Annotated in this window: 14 protein-coding genes; 9 read left to right on the forward strand and 5 right to left on the reverse strand. The window is 67.9% G+C overall.

The features are described from left to right. Positions 1–37: 37 nt before the first annotated feature. Positions 38–820 (forward strand): NAD(P)H-dependent oxidoreductase, encoded by a 783-nt coding sequence (locus tag AABM56_RS03375; RefSeq protein ID WP_133863262.1) that lies wholly within the window; start codon positions 38–40, stop codon positions 818–820. Between the two features lie 401 nt (positions 821–1,221). Here AABM56_RS03375 and AABM56_RS03380 read toward each other — a convergent pair whose 3' ends face one another. The 4 genes from AABM56_RS03380 to AABM56_RS03395 all read right to left on the reverse strand — a co-directional run bounded on the left by AABM56_RS03380 (position 1,222) and on the right by AABM56_RS03395 (position 5,891). Continuing rightward, positions 1,222–2,190, reverse strand: coding sequence for an IS110 family transposase (locus AABM56_RS03380; RefSeq protein WP_309740940.1), 969 nt, complete (start codon positions 2,188–2,190; stop codon positions 1,222–1,224). A 277-nt stretch (positions 2,191–2,467) separates the two neighbouring features. Beyond that, entirely contained in the window at positions 2,468–2,767 is a 300-nt protein-coding gene (locus AABM56_RS03385; RefSeq protein WP_133862216.1) for a DUF2845 domain-containing protein, read from the reverse strand. Beyond that, a complete protein-coding gene (locus tag AABM56_RS03390) occupies positions 2,764–3,048 on the reverse strand; it encodes a DUF2845 domain-containing protein (RefSeq protein WP_133862215.1) in 285 nt (94 codons plus the stop codon). The genes AABM56_RS03385 and AABM56_RS03390 overlap by 4 nt, the downstream gene beginning before the upstream one ends. 17 nt (positions 3,049–3,065) lie before the next feature. Then, positions 3,066–5,891, reverse strand: a complete 2,826-nt coding sequence (locus AABM56_RS03395) for a DUF748 domain-containing protein (protein WP_347883831.1) — start codon at positions 5,889–5,891, stop codon at positions 3,066–3,068. 457 nt (positions 5,892–6,348) lie between these two features. On the opposite strand from AABM56_RS03395, the gene AABM56_RS03400 reads away from it, so the two are divergent. The 6 genes from AABM56_RS03400 to AABM56_RS03425 all read left to right on the forward strand — a co-directional run bounded on the left by AABM56_RS03400 (position 6,349) and on the right by AABM56_RS03425 (position 11,902). Next, the gene (locus AABM56_RS03400; RefSeq protein ID WP_133862213.1) at positions 6,349–7,302 is read left to right on the forward strand and encodes a bestrophin family protein; all 954 of its coding nucleotides are present in this window, start codon (positions 6,349–6,351) and stop codon (positions 7,300–7,302) included. Between the two features lie 251 nt (positions 7,303–7,553). Beyond that, entirely contained in the window at positions 7,554–8,858 is a 1,305-nt protein-coding gene (locus AABM56_RS03405; RefSeq protein ID WP_133862212.1) for an MFS transporter, read from the forward strand. Between the two features lies 1 nt (position 8,859). After that, positions 8,860–9,570 carry a metallophosphoesterase gene (locus tag AABM56_RS03410; protein WP_347883832.1) on the forward strand — a complete coding sequence of 237 codons (711 nt, stop codon included), beginning with the start codon at positions 8,860–8,862 and terminating at the stop codon, positions 9,568–9,570. Positions 9,571–9,576: 6 nt separating this feature from the next. Then, positions 9,577–9,963 carry a hypothetical protein gene (locus AABM56_RS03415; RefSeq protein ID WP_218568714.1) on the forward strand — a complete coding sequence of 129 codons (387 nt, stop codon included), beginning with the start codon at positions 9,577–9,579 and terminating at the stop codon, positions 9,961–9,963. Between the two features lie 48 nt (positions 9,964–10,011). After that, complete coding sequence (locus AABM56_RS03420; protein WP_133862211.1) at positions 10,012–11,280, forward strand: arsenic transporter; 1,269 nt, start codon at positions 10,012–10,014, stop codon at positions 11,278–11,280. An 88-nt stretch (positions 11,281–11,368) separates the two neighbouring features. Beyond that, positions 11,369–11,902: a cytochrome b gene (locus AABM56_RS03425; RefSeq protein WP_133862210.1), complete on the forward strand. Its 534-nt coding sequence runs from the start codon at positions 11,369–11,371 to the stop codon at positions 11,900–11,902. Positions 11,903–11,906: 4 nt separating this feature from the next. Here AABM56_RS03425 and AABM56_RS03430 read toward each other — a convergent pair whose 3' ends face one another. Next, positions 11,907–12,836, reverse strand: coding sequence for a LysR family transcriptional regulator (locus AABM56_RS03430; protein WP_133862209.1), 930 nt, complete (start codon positions 12,834–12,836; stop codon positions 11,907–11,909). Positions 12,837–13,000: 164 nt separating this feature from the next. Here AABM56_RS03430 and AABM56_RS03435 point away from each other — a divergent pair, with 164 nt between their 5' ends. Both AABM56_RS03435 and AABM56_RS03440 read left to right on the forward strand, forming a co-directional pair. Then, a complete protein-coding gene (locus AABM56_RS03435; RefSeq protein WP_133862208.1) occupies positions 13,001–15,232 on the forward strand; it encodes an FUSC family protein in 2,232 nt (743 codons plus the stop codon). A gap of 100 nt (positions 15,233–15,332) precedes the next feature. Continuing rightward, complete coding sequence (locus tag AABM56_RS03440) at positions 15,333–17,765, forward strand: glucan 1,4-alpha-glucosidase (protein ID WP_347883833.1); 2,433 nt, start codon at positions 15,333–15,335, stop codon at positions 17,763–17,765. The last annotated feature ends 172 nt before the right edge of the window (positions 17,766–17,937 follow it).

Below are 17,937 nucleotides of genomic sequence, written 5' to 3' on the forward strand. Positions count from 1 at the left end.
CCTAGCCTGGCCTCCTTTCCCTCGAGAGGTACGTGCCATGAAGGTCCTGCTGGTCTACGCCCATCCCGAACCCCGATCGCTCAACGGTGCGCTGCGCGACTTCGCCGTGGCCCATCTGCAGGCGGCCGGCCATGAGGTCCGGGTCTCCGATCTCTATGCCCTGCACTGGAAGGCCACCCTGGATGCGGCGGACGCGCCACACCTGGCGCCTGGGGCACGCTTCGATACGGTCCTGGATTCGCAGCAGGCCTATGCCGCCGGCCAGCAACCGGCGGATATCGCCGCCGAGCAGGCCAAGTTGCTGTGGGCCGATGTGCTGATCCTGCAATTTCCGCTGTGGTGGTTTTCCTTGCCGGCCATCCTCAAGGGCTGGGTGGAACGCGTCTATGCCTGCGGCTTCGCCTATGGCGTCGGCGAGCACAGCGACACCCACTGGGGTGACCGCTATGGCGAAGGCACCCTGGCCGGCAAGCGCGCCATGCTGGTGGTGACCTGTGGCGGCTGGGCGTCGCATTATAGCGAGCGCGGCATCAATGGCGCGCTGGATGACGTCCTCTTTCCCATCCAGCACGGCATCCTCTTCTATCCCGGCTTCAGCGTGCTACCGCCGTTTCCGGTCTATCGCACGAGCAAGCTGGACGCCGCCGGCTTCGAGCGACTGTGCCAGGCCTATGGGGCACGGCTGGATGGACTGGCCACGGACACGCCCCTGGCGTTCCGGCGGCAGAATGGTGGGGATTACGAGATTCCGGCACTCACCCTGAAGCCCGAGCTGGCGCCGGGGCGGACCGATCTGGGGATTCATCTGCGGGAGGAGTGAGGGCTGGCGCGGCCTGGTTTCCATGGCTCGGGGCCCAACGGCGGGGCTGGGCCTTGGGTGGTGTTGGGCTTCGCTGGCGCTCAACCCAACCTACGAAGCGTCCCTCACCCCAGCCCTCTCCCAGGGGGAGAGGGGGCGGTTACATGCGGTGTATGGACTGCAGTGAAGTTGACCTTATCAGTGGAAAACGCTCTGCGGTTTTCCACGCTACCGAGCGAGGCTACCGGGTTGAGCCGTAGGTTGGGTTGAGCGCAGCGAAGCCCAACGGTGCCCAGGATTGAACATCCTCGTTGGGCTTCGACGATGGAGCCGTCTCAACCCAACCTACGTGACTACGACGCTTCAGTGGAAAAGGCTGCGCGGTTTTCCACGCTACCGGCTGTAGATACCGTCTTCGCCCCTCAGTGTGCAATCGCTAAAGCAGGATCGAAAGGCTTGCCCGATTTGAGCACGCCATAGGCGATGGTCAGCAGCTTGCGCATGGCGGCACAGACGGTTTGTTTACCTTTCTTCCCCCTGGTTTTCAGACGCTCGGCTTGCGCCTTGATAGCCGGGTTGTAGGTCAGCGCCACGACGGCGGGTAGGTATAGCGCACTTCGTAAGCGGACCGATCCCATGCGCGAGATGCCGGTATGGCCGCGGTAAAGACCTGATTCCTGTAGGCGTGGGTTCAAACCGGCAAAGGCGGTCACGGCGCGGGCATCGGCGAAGCGACCGATATCGCCGAGCTCCGCCAGGATCAGGGCGGCGGTCTTGTCGGCGATGCCGTCTATGCTCACCAGCAGATCACGTTTGCCGCGCAGGTCCGGGTCATCGTCGATATGCCGTTTGATCTGTTCGAGCGTCCAGGCGATCTGCTCATCGAGCCGCTGCACGACCGCCTGGATCGAGTTTTGGACTTTTTCCGGGCTGACCTCGAGCCGATTGAGCTCCATCTGCCGTAGCGATTGGAGATCCTCCAGGCGCCGGGTCAGCGCGCGAAGCGTGCGGATGGACACAGGCTCCGGGTGCCAGGCCCGCAGGCTGTCTTCATGCCGCTGGCCATAGGTGGCGATCAGCTTGGCGTCGAGTTTGTCCGTCTTGCTGCGCTGCAATTGGCTTTGCGCATAGCGAGCGATCTGTGCCGGATTGAGCACGGCGATTCGGTAGCCCAGCGCATGGAAATGCTCGGCGAGCGCTTCGTGATAGGTGCCCGTGGCCTCCATCACGATCCAAGCGCCTGGCTCGGCATGCTGTTGCAGCCAGTCGGCAAAGACCGCGAAGCCTGACGGATCATTGCTCAGCCTGCCCTTGGTCCGGTGCTTGCCATTGGATTGCAGGACCGCCAGATCGAAGCTGCGCTTGGCGATATCAACACCGATTACGGCCATGATGTCTCCTCCTTCAGATGCGACACGATCACGTCATCCCGTCCAACCTTGTGCAATACGAGCTCTGGAGGCTCTAGATACCGTTCGGACTCGGGGATGGGTGTGGAGGAGGCGGCCTATCTACGTTGCAAGCTCAAAGGCTTAAGGGTGGACACGGCCTGCCATCCTCCCCCGATGATCAGTCGGGGACTATGCCCCCCTAAGGAGGCTGTCGTCGAGATACAAGGGTGGACGACGGCGCAGCCTCGTCCACGCGAATCATTCAAGGCAAGTCGCCTCAGTTGGCTCTCTTGCTGTCCACCTGGTCCAGGCGGCCGCCGCGGAAGGTGAGGAAATGCAGCATGCCGTTCCAGGGACCGTAGGCCCATTCCTCGACGAATTCCACCTGGCGATAGCCGTAGCCGTCGGTGACCTGGCGTTCGCCCAGGGGCGTGACGCTCAGCGGCTCGCCGCACTTGCCGCGAACCTCGTGGGTGGTGGAGCCGGTGGAGACCAGGGCGCTGCCGCAACGCAGCGACGCGGCCTGGCTGGTGCCGGTGGCGAGCAGGAGCAGCAACAGCAGGGGGCGCAGGTTCATTGGCGCTGGAACTCGATGCGAGTGAGGCGGTTGGCTTCGAAGGTGAGGATGTAGTTGGCGCCGTTCTTCGGGCCGTACACCCATTCCTCGATCACCGCCTCGCGGCGTTCGTTGCGGCCCAGTTCGTAGCCCACCAGGTCGCGGTGGGCGGGTTCGCCGCATTTCTGCAGCACTTCGAAGGCGCGATCGCCCCGGCTGACCAGGGCGTTGCCGCACCTCATGGAATCGGCGGCGGCGCCGGTGGCGACCAGCAGGGTGAGGGCGGCGAGCAGGCAACGCATGGGGGTCTCCTGACCGGTCAGAGCACCCCGAGCTGCAACTGCGCGGCCGTGGGCGATTCACCGGATTGGGCTTGAGTGCTGACGTCCAGCAGATAGACCCGCTGGGCATCGAGTTTCGCCGTGTCCACCAGATAGGTCTTGATGGCGCCCGCGCGCTGCTGGGCCAGGCTGCGCAGGAGGCCGTCGTTGCCGCTCCAGGCTTCGAGCACCGCCTGGCGCAGGCGCGCCGTGCGGGTGGCATCGTCAAGACTATCCCATTCCTGCGGGGGTTGCGCCTGCAGTCGCAGGCGGTACAGGCCTTCCAGCAGGGGCGCGCGCATGGCGGCGGGCACCTGCAACTGGCTGGGATCGGCGGGGACCTTGTCGCCGCGACGCTGCAGCAGGTTGAAGTACTGGGTCTGGAAGTCCTTTTCCAGCTGGCTGGCGGCCAGGGCGCGACCATCGCTGGCGGCGCCGGCATGGCCCCTGACCTCCACCGTCAGCTGCGGGCGCTGGCGCAGGGCCGCGGCCAGTTTGTCCAGCTCGCCGCGGGCCTGGGCCGAGAGCGTGGTGCTGCCGGCGGCGAAGTCGATGGCGCTGAGATCCGCCTCGTGCCCGCCAACCAGTCCCGCCAGCATGCGGAAGGGCGCCTGGACGGCGCGACTCAGCACATTGCGCAGGGTCTGCCAGACCACCGGCATGACGCTGAAGTTGGGATCGGCGAGATTGCCCGCCACCGGCAGGCGCAGGTCGATCCGACCGTGGCTGTCCTTGAGCAGGGCCACCGCCAGGCGCACCGGCAGGTCCACGGCGGCCTTGCTGTCCACCCGCTCGCCCAGTTCCAGCTGGTCGAGCACCACGTGGTTCTGCGCCTGCAGCTTGCCGTCGTCGATGCGGTATTGCAGGTCCAGGTCGAGGCGCCCCTTGCGCACCGCATAGCCGGCGAACTTGCCGGTATAGGGCGACAGGGTGGTGAGTTCGACCTGGCGGAAATAGGCGGTCACGTCCAGTTGCTGCAGGGGATCGAGAGGGTCGAGGCGGCCCTTGATCTCCACCGGGGCGAAGCGATCGACCTTGCCGGCGAGGTGGATGTCGGCCGGCTTGGAGGCGGCGGTATCCAGGGTGCCGATGCCGCCTTCCAGCGACTGGATATTGGTGGCGAAGCCAGGTTTGAGGCTGTTGTCGGCGAAGTCGGCGCTGCCGTCCTTGATGCTCACGCCGCCGATGCGGATCCGCAGCGGTGGCGAGCTGTCCTTCGACGCGGTTTTCGGCTGGGGGACCAGCAGGGCGCTGAAGTTGTTGCTGAGGTCTTCGTTGATCACCAGGGTGCCATAGGGCTTTTCCAGGTCGATCTTGTCGATGACCAGCTGTTTGCCAAGGGTGAAGGCGATGCCTTGCAGGTCCAGCAGCTGCCAGCGCATGAAGTCCTGCTGGTGCAGGGTGTCGAGCACATGCACCTGGGTGACCTGGGCCGCGCCGCTGACGGTGAGCCCCAGCGGCTCGCCCGGGGCCAGCGCCACTTTGAGCCGGCTGGCCAGCTGGCCGCTGCGAATCTCCAGGCGCACATAGGGGCTGAGATAGGGCTGGGCCTGGCGCAGGTTGAGTTCGTCGATGCCGACGTCGAAGCTGCCCTGCAGGGGCGTCAGCGCCAGTTGGCCGCTGGCGGTGATGCGGCCGCGATCACCGAGGGTGGTCTTGAGCTCCAGGCCGAAGGGCTTGCTGCTGGCGGTGTCGAAGCCTTTCACCGCCAGGTCCAGGCCGCTGAAATAGAGACTGGCCGGCTCCTGGGGCACGCGGTCCACCAGGTGCAGCTGGTTGTCGCTGAGCTGAGCGTCGTCGAGCTTCACGCGCCACGTTGGGCCACTGTTGGGGGCATCGCTGGTGGGGAAGAGCTGCTGCCAGTCGAGCGTGCCGTCCTGCTTGCGATTGCCCCAGGCATCCAGGCCGTTGCCGCGCAGGCGGGCGATGCTGACTTCGCGCTTCTGCAGATCCAGACCGATACCCTCGGCGGCCAGGCGCTTGAAGCTGGCCTTGGGTTCGGCATTCACCGCCTGCACGGCGACGTCGTCCAGCGCCAGGCGGCCCTGGCTGAGTTGCAGTTGCAGGGTCTTGCTCAGGTCCAGGCGGTAGTGGGCGCTGGCTTCCAGGCGCCCCTTGCCCAGCGCCAGCGGCAACTGGTTGCGCACATAGGGCCACCAGGGCGCGAGGCTGACGCCCTTGAGGGTCAGGTCGCCTTCGCTGCGCAGCGGCAGGAGATCCAGGCTGCCCTTCCAGGTGAGCTGGCCGCCCTGGGCGGTGGCGGCGGTCATTGCCAGTTGGCCCGGAGTGTCGCCGCTACGGGTGCGGAAATCCTGCAGGGTGGCATCCAGGGGGGTGAAGGTGGCCTCCACCGGCTGGGCGCCCTGGGCATCGAGGAAATGCAGCCGGCCACCGATCAGGGCAATGCGCTCGATGTGCACCGGGAAGGGCTGGCCCGGCTCCGCATCCGCCGGGGTCGGCGCGGCGGTGGCGGTGGGGTCGCTGCGCCAGAGCTGGGCCAGATTGACCTGGCCACCCTTGGCGATGCGCAGATCGACCTGGGGCTGGTCGAGGCGCACCTCGGTGAGGTGCAGGGTCCGTCGCCAGAGGCTGTCCCACTGCACATCGGCCGAAAAGCCTTCGGCCGCCACCACGGGGTGCTCCGCCGGACCGATCAGCAGCTTTTCGGCGTGCAGCTGCAGGGTGAAGGGGTTGAAGCTCAGGGCCTGCAGGCTGGCGGGCTGGGTGAGGCGCTCGGCCAGCGTCTGGTTGAGGTAGTGCAGGGCGAGGCGCGGTCCGGCCAGGAATCCGAGCAGACTGTAGAGGGCCAAGAGCGCGAGCAGCACGAGGCTCGCTTTCACAATTCTGGGCATGCAGGCATCTAGGACGGCGAAGGTGCCCGGATTATGGCACGGCACCTTCGCCAACAAGGGCGGTGGCCGTCCCAAAAGCACTGCTGGCTATGCGAGTCATCAGGGCCACGGCTACAGGAGCGGCTGCAGGATCGCTCACATTTCGCCAACCCGGACGAGCGGAGCGGGCGCACGACCGATCAGTGGTCAGGCGGACGGGAAGGCTTCTGGTAGAGGCGTCGAGGCCTGTGCCGAAGGCTCTAACACAGCACTTTGCCATGATCCGCCCGTCGCTCCGGATTAAGTTTGACTTAAGGCCCGCCGACTAGTCTCGCGAACAGGTTGCATTCTCAGGGAGGGGGACACGGCGACGGGCTCAGCGGCTCGCGGCGTGACGACAGGACGGCGAGGGCAACCGCGAATCGAGAAGCCGCGCCGCCGGGAGTCGCAGATGTCCAGTCCTATCCAGCTCCGTTCCATCCAGAAGAAGATCCAGTTCCTGCGCACCACCTTCAGCTATGTCGGCTGGTCGCTGTTCGGTCTGCTGCTGTGGGACGTGGCGGTGACGGTGGACGCCATGCTGTTCGTCGACGAGCGCTTCGATCTGCCGCTCACGCCCCTGACCCTGCTGTGCTCGGCGCTGGTGGTGCTGATCAGCTTTCGCAACAGCAGCGCCTATGCTCGCTGGTGGGAGGCGCGGACCCTGTGGGGCGCCATGGTCAACAGCTCGCGCAGCTTCGGCCGCCAGGTGCTGACCCTGATCGACGACCAGGGCAAGGCGCAGAACCGGGTCAAGGCGGTGCTGCTGCGTCGGCACATGGGCTATCTGCATGCCCTGCGCGCCCAGCTCAAGCGCCAGGACCCGGCCCAGGCCGCGGCGCCCTATCTGGCCCGCCACGAATTAGTGTTGGCCGACGGCAGCCTCAACTTCGCCAACGACATCCTCGCCGGCACCGCCGAACTGATCGCCAGCGAATACCGCCAGGGCCGGCTGGACAGCATCCGCCTGGCGCGGCTGGAAGAGACCCTGGTGGACATGTCCAACTGGCAGGGCGGCATGGAGCGCATCGCCAATACCCCCTTGCCCTATCCCTATGTCTGCTTTCCGCAGCTGTTCAGCTTTCTGTTCTGCATCGCCATGCCGCTGGGCCTGGTCTCGACCCTCGGCTGGTTCACCCCGCTGGTGTCGACGGTGGTCGGCTTCATGCTGCTGGCGCTGGAGCGCATCGGCAGCGACCTGCAGGCACCCTTCGCCGACAGCCAGCACCAGATCACCATGGACAAGCTGTGCGCCACCATCGAGGCCAACCTCTTGTCGATGCTGCGGCCGCGCAGCGAAGAGGGCAGCGCCGTGGCCCTGGCCCAGCCCGAGGTCGACGCCGTGCCGAGCCGACGGGTGGCCTGACCGGCGGCGTTACCCAGGAGGCGTCGGGCCGCCAGGGTAGGAAACGTACGGAAAGTCCCGCGCCAGAGGCATTTCTTTCCTGAGGGCACGGCACTAGCGCCGCTTCGCTCCGGTCACATTTTGCAATCTCCCCTGGCAGCGGTGGTTGGCTGGGGCCCAGCGGGTCATGCCGTGGGTCGCTGGCGGGCCGGGGCGAGAGGTGCCGTGGGACCTGCGTCCCGCGACCTATATCTCGCTACGGATGCCCGCTCATGTCCGAAACCCGTTCCCCGACCGCCGGGGCCAGCGCCGAACCCTCTCGCCGCGCGCGCCATGCCCTGGATGCCCTGAACTTCACCCTGGCCGACGTCCGCGACGGCCTGGGGCCCTATCTCGCCATCTACCTGATCGCCGTGCGCGGTCCGGGGGAGGGCTGGAACGAGGCCACCGCCGGTTTCATCATGACCCTGGCCGGCATCGCCGGGCTGATCGCCCAGACTCCGGCCGGCGCCCTGATCGACCGTACCCGCCACAAGCGCCTCATGGTTGGTGTCGCCGCGCTGGTGGTGACCGTCTGCAGCGTGCTGCTGCCCTTCGTCTCCAACTTCTATGTGGTGGCGGCCACCCAGTCGCTGGCCCATGCCGCGGCGGCCATCTTCGCCCCGGCGCTGGCGGCCATCACCCTGGGTATCGTCGGGCCCAAGGCCTTCACCCGGCACATCGGCCGCAACGAAGGCTTCAACCACGCCGGCAACGCCGTCTCGGCGGCGCTGGCCGGTGGCCTGGCCTATTTCTTCGGCCCTACCGTGGTGTTCTGGCTGATGGCGCTGCTGGCGGCGGCCTCCATCGTCGCCATCGTCCGGGTGCCCCAGGACGAGATCGACGATGATCTGGCCCAGGGGCTGGGTGACGAAGTCGGTGCCCGCGACGCCAAGCCGGTGTCGGCCTGGCAGGCGCTGCTGGCCAATCGCAAGTTGCAACTGCTGGCGCTGCTGGCCGCCATCTTCCACCTGGCCAATGCCGCCATGCTGACCTCGGTCGGCCAGCAGCTGACCCATATCGTCGGCAAGGACAGCGCCACCTCGCTGGTGGCCGTCTGCATCGTCGCCGCCCAGTGCGTGATGGTGCCGGTGGCCATCCTGGTGGGGCGCAAGGCCGACGTCTTCGGGCGCAAGCCGATCTTTCTCTTCGCCTTCGCCGTGCTGGCGATCCGCGGCGTGCTCTACACCTTTTCCGACAGCCCCTACTACCTGGTGGCGGTGCAGCTGCTCGACGGCATTGGCGCCGGGATCTATGGCGCCCTGATGCCGGTGATCGTCGCCGACCTGACCCGCGGCAGCGGGCGCTTCAACGTCAGCCAGGGCGCCATCGCCACCGCCCAGGGACTGGGCGCGGCGATCAGTGCCACCATCGCCGGGATCATCATCGTCCGCTTCGGCTACGCGGCGGCCTTCACCACCCTGGCGGCCATCGCCGCGGTAGGCTTCGTGCTCTATCTGCTGCTGATGCCGGAGACCCGCGACGAGCACGTCGCCGGAGACGCGGCGCGGTCGAGCGGCTCGGTGGTGGGAGGCTGAAATGACACGCCAGGATGATTTTCTCGCCTTCGCCCATCTCGGCGATCTGCACCTGACCACCGCCGAAGCGGACAATGCCCGGGATTTGCAGACCCTCCTGCAGCGCCTGCGCGGGCGCAGCGAACTGGATTTCGTCTATCTGCCCGGGGACAACGCCGACAACGGCACCGCGGAGCAGTACCGGCTGCTCAGGCGGTTGCTGGACGACTTTCCGCTGCCGATAACGGTGATCACCGGCGACCACGACATGGAAGGCGGCGATCTCGGGCCCTTCTATGCAGAGTTGCAGGTGCCGCAACTGCCTTATGCCAGGAAGGTGGGCGGCGTGCGTTGCCTGTTCCTCGACATGTGCGGACCGGGCACCGGCGGGCCGGATTTCCGCCTTGGCCGCGAGCAGGTGCAATGGTTGGAGCAGGAGTTGCACCAGGCGACCCGGCGGGAGCAGCGCTGCGTGGTCTTCATGCACAGCTATCCGGCGGACCTGCAGGGGCCCGGCGAGGCCGAGCGGGTGGCGCGGTTGCTGCACGAGGGCCCGGTACGCCTGGTGGAGATCGGTCATACCCACTACAACGAACTGGCCCACGACGGCGGCGTGCTCTATGCCGCCTGCAGATCCACCGGCCAGATCGAGGTAGGCGGTGTAGGATTCGCGCTGGTCACCCTGGACGGTCCGGTGGTGAGCTGGCGCTTTCGCGAATTGGTCGACGGCTGACCCTGGGTGCAGATCACCGCGCCCGGTGATGCCCGTCTCAACGGCGCCGGCGTGGCCGAGGTGCGCGAGTGCCGGGTGCTGGTGCTGGCCGAGAGCGACCTCACGGCCTGCGAGTGGCAGTGCGACGACGGTCCCTGGTGGCCGCTGCAGCCGCTCGGCAAGGGCCGCTATCAGGGGGACCGACCCGTGCCGGAGGGCGTCCGCCGGTTGCAGGTCCGGGTCCGGGATGCGCAGGGCGGTGAAGACCGTGACGAGGTCGAACTCAGCGGTCATCTCTGCCCCGTCGCCGCGCCCGCCGACTGGGGTTCGGATCACACCCAACTGGGTGAATGGCGGGCCAGGGGCGTCCTGGGGACCCAGCTGGGGCCCAATCGCAATGGCCGCAAATGGTGAGGTCGGCCAGGCCGGTTTCGCGAATCGACTAGAAGGAACAGCGCTTTCATGGGGTCCATCATCACCACTCCCCACGTCCTGACGTGGGTCATCGCCGCTCTGGCCACCCTCGGGGTGGTCTCGCGGCCCTTCGGTCTGCCGGAGGCCCTGTTCGCCGTCGCCGGTGCCGCGCTGCTGGCGCTGTTCGGCCTGTTGCCGCTGGACGGCGTCTGGCACGGCGTCGCCAAGGGCACCGACGTCTATCTGTTCCTTATCGGCATGATGCTGCTGGCCGAAATCGCTCGTAAGGAAGGGCTGTTCGACTGGGTCGCCGGTCATACGATGCGCGCGGCCAAGGGGTCGGCGCTGCGGCTGTTCGCGCTGGTCTATGGCGTCGGCATCCTGGTCACGGTGTTCCTTTCCAACGACGCCTGCGCCGTGGTGCTGACCCCGGCGGTCTACTACGCCACCCGCGCGGCGAAGGTGAAGAATCCGCTGCCCTATTTGTTCTCCTGCGCCTTCATCGCCAACGCGGCGAGCTTCGTGCTGCCGATCTCCAACCCGGCCAATCTGGTGGTCTTCGCCGAGCACATGCCGGAGCTGAGCCGCTGGCTGGCGCTGTTCACGGTGCCGTCGATCCTGGCCATCGCCGCGACCTTCCTCACCCTCTGGGCGACCCAGGCCAAGGTCCTGCGTGCCGAGCGGTTGTCCGAGGGGGGCGCGGTGGAGGCGCTGCCCACCACCGGACGCATCGCCGGCTGCGGTCTGATCCTGACCATCCTGGTCCTGCTCGGCGCCTCGGCGCTGGATCTCGAGCTGGGTCTGCCGACCTTTCTTGCCGGCTTCGCCACCTTCCTGGTGGTGGTGGCCTGCAAGCGTGGCGGCGGCCTGGAGTTGCTCAAGCACATTTCCTGGGGCGTCCTGCCGCTGGTGGCCGGGCTGTTCGTGCTGGTGGAAGCCCTGGAGACCACCGGGGTGCTGCAGGCGCTGGCCAATCAGCTGCAGGCCGCCGCCCAGGCGACCCCGGAGCGCGCCGCCTGGGGCGCCGGACTGCTGGTGGCCTTTGGCAGCAACCTGGTTAACAACCTGCCGGCTGGTCTGCTGGCCGGGGCGGCGGTGCAGACCGCCCATGTCTCGGAAAAGATCGCCGGCGCCGTGCTGATCGGCATCGACCTCGGGCCGAACCTGTCCATCACCGGCTCCCTGGCGACCCTGCTGTGGCTGGCCGCGCTGCGCCGTGAAGGGCTGTCGGTGAGCTTCTGGCAATTCCTCAGGCTGGGCGCCGTGGTGATGATTCCGGCGCTGGTGTTGGCGCTGGCTGCCTTGATCCATCTCTGACGGACGGTCACGGCTTATCCTCAGGCAAGGCAATTTTTGCCCTCTGCCTGGGGCACTATCGGCATACCTCTGCTACGAAGAGCTGCCCATGGCCATCGCGCGCTACACCGGCTTCGCCCAGGCCCTGCACTGGCTGACCGTCGCCCTGCTGTGCCTGCTGTTGCCCTTCGTCTGGGTGGCGGAAAACTTTCCGCCCGGGCCGGTGCGTACCCTCTGGTACCTGCTGCACGAATCCACCGGGATCTCGGTGTTCCTGCTGATCCTGATCCGGCTGACCTGGCGCTGGCGGCATCCGGCGCCGCCGGCCCATCCTCGTGACGGTCGTCTGCTGCGGCTGCTCGCCGGGCTCAATCACGGGCTGCTCTACGCGGTGCTGCTGCTGATGCCGGTGACCGGCTACCTGATGGCCGGCCAGGGGCAGCCGGTGCCGGTGTTCGGACTGTTTTCCCTGCCGGGTTTTCCCCGGCATGAAGCCCTCGGCATCCTCGCCAATCGCATCCATGTGGCCGGCCAGTTCGCCGTCTATGGGCTGGTGATCCTGCACGTGGCGGCGGTGGTCTGGCATGTGGCGATCCGCCGCGATGGCACCCTGGAGCGGATGTTGCCCGAGCAACGGCCTTAAGGCGTCAGCTCCCTTCCACCAGCAGCCGGTCGCGCTCCAGTAGCGCCGGCAGGGTCTCGCGCAGGTGGTCCACCAGGGTGCGGATCTTGGCGTCGAGAAAGCGCCGCGACGGATAGAGCGCATGGATGTCCAGGGCATAGAGCCGGTGCCCCGGCAGCACGCGCTGCAGGCGGCCACTGGCCAGGCCGGCGACCGCGGCGTACAGCGGCAGGGCGCCGATGCCCAGGCCGCTGGCCACGGCTTCGGCCAGGGCATCGGCAGTGTTGACCTGGAAGGGCGGTCGATCCACCGCCACCTCGGCTATGCCCTCCGGTCCTTCCAGCAACCAGCGATCCGGCGCCATGGCGCGATTGACCAGCCGCAGGCAGCGATGCCCGACCAGCTCCGCCGGGGTGGTCGGCCGGCCCCGGCGCTCCAGGTAGGCGGGCGCCGCGCAGAGTACGCTGTGGGTGCTGCCCAGATGCGCCGAATGGAAGGCCGAGTCCGGCAGACCGTCGGCCAGGATTAGCGACAGGTCGTAGCCTTCCTTGAGGATGTCGGTGAAGGTGTTGGTCAGTTGCAGATCCAGGTCGACCTCGGGATAGCGCTCGCCGTAGCCGGCCAGGCTCTGGATCAGATAGTGCTGGCCGAGGCCGGTCATGGTGTGGATGCGCAGCCGGCCGCGCGGCACGGCCAGGGCGTGGCGGGCCTCGGCATCGGCTTCATCGAGGTCGGCGAGGATGCGCTGGCAGCGCACCAGGTAGCGTTCGCCGGCTTCGGTCAGGCGCAACTGGCGGGTGGTCCGGTGCAGCAGCCGGGTCTGCAGGTGCTGCTCCAGCTGGCTGACCGCCCGGGAGACATAGGCGGTGGTGAGTTCCAGCTGGCGCGCGGCGGCGGTGAAACTGCCGGTCTGGGCCACGCAGGCGAAGGCGCGCAGATTGAAGAGATGATCCATGGACGGGGCAGGGCGGTGGAAAGGGCCATTGTGGGCCATTACCCGCCCGTTGGTTAAGGCTCTTTGCTGCCATACCCGGCTTAATCCGCGCGGGCGAGACTTTCTAGAATGGCCCCCGAGACGCTGCGTCTCCCCCCTTCCGGTCGCTCTCGTCGTTGCCCAGCATGCCTCTCGCCTCACCGCCGCTCGCGCGGTCCGCCGCTGCCTACTCCCGTACCCGCTGGCCGAGCCGCAACGCCTGGCGTCGTGCCGCTCGCGAATGGGCGCGTACCGATGGCCAGACCTGGGCCTTCATCGCCAAGGCGCTACTGGCCGCGGCCCTGGCGCTGTGGCTGGCCTATCGCCTGGAACTGCCGCAACCGAGCACGGTGCTGGTCACTGTCTTCATCGTCCTGCAGCCGCAGAGTGGCCAGGTGCTGGCCAAGAGTTTCTATCGCATTCTCGGCAGCCTGGCCGGCCTGACCTTTACCGTGGCCGCCATCGCCCTGTTCGCCCAGGAGCGAGTGCTGCTGCTCGGCGCCTTGGTGCTGTGGATCGGCTATTGCACCCGTGGCGCGGCGCGCTATCGCGACTTTCGCAGCTATGCCTTCCTGCTGGCCGGCTATACCGCCTGCCTGGTCGGGCTGCCGGCGGTGGCCCAGCCCCAGGGCGCCTTTCTCCAGGCGATCTGGCGTCTGCTGGAGATCGCCCTGGGCATCTGCTGCGCCGGCGTCGTGAGCGTGGCGATCCTGCCGCAGACCACCCGCGGCGTCCTGCGCCGCACCCTGGCCCAGCGCCTGCGCGATTTCCTGGCGATGGCCCATGACGGTCTGCTGGGCCAGCTCGACGGCGAACGCTTCGCCGGGCTCAGTGCGCGTTTCGCTGCCGATTCCGTGGGCTTCGAAAGCCTGCGCAGTGCCAGCGTCTTCGAAGAGCCCTATCTGCGCCGACGCAGCGGACGCCTGGCCGCCCTGGGCAATCGTCTCATGCTGCTCAACACCCGCTTCCATGCCCTTCATCAACTGCTCGACCGTCTGGCCGGACGGCCACCGGCGGTGCGCCAGGCGCTGGCGCCCGCCCTGGGGCTGATCGCCGCCGCCCTGGCGCCGGGCCTGGGTCGCCTGCCGGAAGAGCGTGACCTGCGCCGCCTCAGCGAGCGCCTGGCCGGGGAGCGCGCGGTGCTGATGGCGGCGATCCGCGACGGTCGCCAGCAACTGGGCCAGACAGCGCCTGGCGCCGCAGTCGATCGCCTCGACTACGACACCGCCGCCGAACTGCTCTATCGCTTCGCCGAGGACCTGCACCTGCTGCTGAATACCCAGCTGGAGCTGGACCTGCCGGCCAGCACCGCGCCCAAGACGCGCGAGACCTTCACGCCGCTGGCCAGTCGCGCGGTGGCCTGGATGGCCGGGCTGCGCAGCGCCCTGGTGGTGCTGGGCGTGGGACTGTTCTGGATCGAGACCGCCTGGCCGAGCGGCGCGGCCTGCACCCTGGCGGCCGCGCTGATCTCGGCGCTGGCCTCCACCTCGGCCGATCCGCGCCGCTATTGCCTGCAACTGGCCGGCGGGACCCTGGTCGGGGCCCTGGCCGGTGGCCTGCTGCAATTCCAGGTGCTGCCCTGGATCGACGGTTTCGCCCTGTTGCTGCTGGTGCTGGCGCCGGTGTTCGCCGCCGGCGCCTGGCTGATCACCCGACCGCGGCTGGCCGGCTATGGCACCGGGCTGATGGTCTGGTTCTGCTCGGCGGCGCTACCGGGCAATCTGCCGCGCTACGACGCCGACCTCTTCTGCAACACCTACCTGGCCTATCTGGTGGCCTGCGGCGTGGCGGTGGTGGCCGTCAGCGTCCTGCTGCCGCCCAGCCAGCCCTGGGTCTGGCGCCGACTGGAGGCTGCCCTGCGCGAGCGACTGGTCCACGCCATCGGGGCACCCCTGGCCGGTCTGAGTGGCCGCTTCGATTCCGGCCTGCGCGATCTGCTCAACCAGGTGCAGGTGCTCACCGTGGGCCAGCCGCTGGTGCAGCGGCGGCTGCTGCACTGGACCTTCCTCAGTCTGGAGCTGGGCCACGCCATCATCGAGTTGCGCCTGGAGCAGGCCGCGCTGCCACCCTTGCCCTGGTATCGCGAACAGCGCGCCTGGCGCCTGGCGATCCGCGCCCTGGGTCGGGCGCTGGTACGACTGTTCCGCCAGCCCGATGCCGCCAACCTGGCCCGCGCCCTGACCGCCGTGGACCACGCCATCACCCTGGCGCACCAGGCCCAGCGCCACCTGGAGCCCAATCCGGGCGACTTCGATCGCTCGCCGCTGCGGCGCATCGCCAGCTACCTGCACTTCATCCGCACCTCGCTGCTGGCGCCGGATTCGCCCCTGGCCGGGTACCTGCCGCAGGCCCGGCCACCGGCGCGCGACGAAGGCTAGCCAGCAGCCCGCCAAAATCCGACTAGGCTTACGGACGGGGAGGGCCACAGGCCCTCTGCCATGCGACTTTCGGCACAACCAGAACAAGGCCCGCCTGCCCATGCCCGTCCGCTTCGTCCGTCCGCTGCTCTGTTCCGCCAGTTTTCTCCTGACGCCCCTGGCGTCCGCCCTGGAAGCCCCCGGTGCCCCCGGCGCCGCACCCTTCTGGTCCTATTCCGGCAAGACCGGCATCGGTACCAGCTACGAGGCCTATCGCGACGGTGCCTACAGCGACCAGGCCAGCACCGGCCGCGTCTCGCGGGTGTGGTTCTCCCTGGCCCAGGGGGTGGTCACCGAGACCATGCAGGGACTCATCCACGAGGCGCAACTGCGCGAGATGCAGCTGGTGATCCGCGGACCCGACTTCACCCACCTGGAGCGCGACGACACCGACAGCCGCATCGAATACCTGGCCACCGATGCCGCCGGCCGGCCCACCTCGCTGGCCTACAAGATCGTCAACCGCGACCGCCAGGGCCGCTACGAGATCGAAAAGCACATCTTCACCGACCCGGACCAGGACACCCTGGTCATGCGCGTCATCTTTCGCAGCCAGGACCCGCGCATCCAGCCCTATCTCTATGTCGATCCGGCGCTGGCCAACAGCGGTAGCCACGACCGCGCCGCGGTGAAGGGTGGGGTGCTCTACGCCAGCGAAGGCGAGCACGCCCTGGTGGTCAAGGCCAGCCAGCCGCTGCAGACGCCCACCGTGGGCTTCGTCGGCAGCTCCGACGGCCTCGACGACCTGCGCCGCAACGGCAAGCTGACCCAGACCTACAGCAGCACCGGCGACCAGGCCGGCAACGTCGCCATGCTCGCCAAGCTGCCGCTCAAGAGTGCCGAGACCACCCTGGACGTGGTGGTGGGCTTCGGCGCCAATCCGCGCCAGGCCGAGGCGGCGGCGGATGCCACCCTGGCCCGCGGTTATCAAAAGGTGCTGGCCCACTACAACGGCGAGGGCGACGCCATCGGCTGGCAGGACTACCTGGCCAGCCTCGACCAGCTGCCGCGTCTGCAGGCCCAGGCCGGCGACGGCGGCAAGCTGGTCAACGCCAGCGCCCTGGTGCTCAAGGCCCAAGAAGACAAGACCCACGCCGGCGCCCTGATCGCCTCGCTGTCCAATCCCTGGGGCGAAACGGTGCCGGCGGGCAAGGGCACCACCGGCTACAAGGCGGTCTGGCCACGGGACTTCTACCAGTGCGCCATGGCGCTGCTGGCGCTGGGTGACCGGCAGACGCCCAAGGTCGCCTTCAGCTACCTCAAGCAGGTGCAGGTGGATGCCAATACCGCGCACAAGCCGGCCGATAGCTCCGCCTTCATCCACCAGCAGAAGCAGGGCGACGAGGTGCGGGCGCCGGGCGCCACCGGCTGGTTCCTGCAAAAGACCCACGTCGACGGCACCATCGAGTGGGTCGGCGTGCAACTGGACCAGACCGCCATGCCGATCATGCTCGGCTATCGCCTCTGGCAGGGCGGCCTGCTGGGCGACGCCGAGATCGATCGCTGGTACCGCGACATGCTCAGGCCCGCGGCGGACTTCCTCGCCCGCGACAGCCAGGTCAACCTGGGCTGGAACACCTGGCAGGTCAAGCCGCCGCAGACCCAGCAGGAGCGCTGGGAAGAGCAGTGGGGCTATTCGCCGTCCACCACCGCGGCGGTGATCGCCGGTCTCGCCACCGCCAGCGAACTGGCGCGCCATGCCGGCGACGAGGCCAATGCCAGCCGTTACCGCGACACCGCCCGGCGCTATTCCGGCCAGGTGGAAAAGACCATGGCCACCACCCAGGGCAGCCTGGGCGCCGGCAACTACTACCTGCGCATCACCCAGAACGAGGATCCCAACGACAAGGGCACGCTGGTGGACAACAACAGCCGCCCAGGCCTGCCGGAGGACCAGGTGCTCGACGCCGGCTTCCTCGAACTGGTGCGCTACGGCGTGCGGCCGGCGAGCGATCCCCTGGTACAGAAAAGCCTGGCGGTGCTGGACGACGAAGGCCTGCCGGAGAATCTGCGGGTCAAATACAGCTTCCAGTACCCGGGGGTGAACGGCACCTTCCCCGGCTGGCGGCGCTACGGCAACGACGGCTATGGCGAGAGCGAAAGCTCCGGCATCAATTTCCCCGCCACCGAGCAGCCGGTACCCAACTCCGGACTGCGCGGCCGGGTCTGGCCGATCTTCACCGGCGAACGCGGCCATTACGAGCTGGCCCGTCTGGTCCTGCAGGGCAAGCCGGATGCGGCAGCGCTGGGCAAGCTGCGTGACACCTACGTTCGCGGCCTGGAACTGTTCGCCAACGCCGGCCTGATGCTGCCCGAGCAGGTCTGGGACGGCGTAGGGGACAACCGGCGCCACGGCTACACCCAGGGGCAGGGCACCGATTCGGCGACGCCGCTGGCCTGGTCCCATGCCGAATACGTCAAGCTGCTGCGCTCCATGGCGGATGGCCAGGTGTGGGATCACTACCCGGTGGTGGCGCGGGCACTGGTGCCCTGAAATAAGCCTGGACGCAAGAGCTACCCAGGTGGCCAACGCTGCCTTTTCGGCAGCGAGTGCGGCTGAAAAGGCAGCGTTGGCCTGGGTCGGGATCGGATCGCCCGCTCCTGATCGCGGGCGCCGACGAACGGCATGCAGCCGTGAAGTTGCATGCCAGAGCAGCGGGTGACGA

The sequence above is a fragment of the Pseudomonas aestiva genome (genome assembly GCF_039908605.1).
GTDB lineage: Bacteria > Pseudomonadota > Gammaproteobacteria > Pseudomonadales > Pseudomonadaceae > Chryseomonas > Chryseomonas aestiva.

Coding starts and splice junctions, on each gene's coding strand:
- AABM56_RS03375 (WP_133863262.1), top strand. CDS start 38: ATGAAGGTCCTGCTGGTCTACGCCCATCCCGAACCCCGATCGCTCAAC.
- AABM56_RS03380 (WP_309740940.1), bottom strand. CDS start 2,190: ATGGCCGTAATCGGTGTTGATATCGCCAAGCGCAGCTTCGATCTGGCG.
- AABM56_RS03385 (WP_133862216.1), bottom strand. CDS start 2,767: ATGAACCTGCGCCCCCTGCTGTTGCTGCTCCTGCTCGCCACCGGCACC.
- AABM56_RS03390 (WP_133862215.1), bottom strand. CDS start 3,048: ATGCGTTGCCTGCTCGCCGCCCTCACCCTGCTGGTCGCCACCGGCGCC.
- AABM56_RS03400 (WP_133862213.1), top strand. CDS start 6,349: ATGTCCAGTCCTATCCAGCTCCGTTCCATCCAGAAGAAGATCCAGTTC.
- AABM56_RS03405 (WP_133862212.1), top strand. CDS start 7,554: ATGTCCGAAACCCGTTCCCCGACCGCCGGGGCCAGCGCCGAACCCTCT.
- AABM56_RS03410 (WP_347883832.1), top strand. CDS start 8,860: ATGACACGCCAGGATGATTTTCTCGCCTTCGCCCATCTCGGCGATCTG.
- AABM56_RS03420 (WP_133862211.1), top strand. CDS start 10,012: ATGGGGTCCATCATCACCACTCCCCACGTCCTGACGTGGGTCATCGCC.
- AABM56_RS03425 (WP_133862210.1), top strand. CDS start 11,369: ATGGCCATCGCGCGCTACACCGGCTTCGCCCAGGCCCTGCACTGGCTG.
- AABM56_RS03430 (WP_133862209.1), bottom strand. CDS start 12,836: ATGGATCATCTCTTCAATCTGCGCGCCTTCGCCTGCGTGGCCCAGACC.
- AABM56_RS03435 (WP_133862208.1), top strand. CDS start 13,001: ATGCCTCTCGCCTCACCGCCGCTCGCGCGGTCCGCCGCTGCCTACTCC.
- AABM56_RS03440 (WP_347883833.1), top strand. CDS start 15,333: ATGCCCGTCCGCTTCGTCCGTCCGCTGCTCTGTTCCGCCAGTTTTCTC.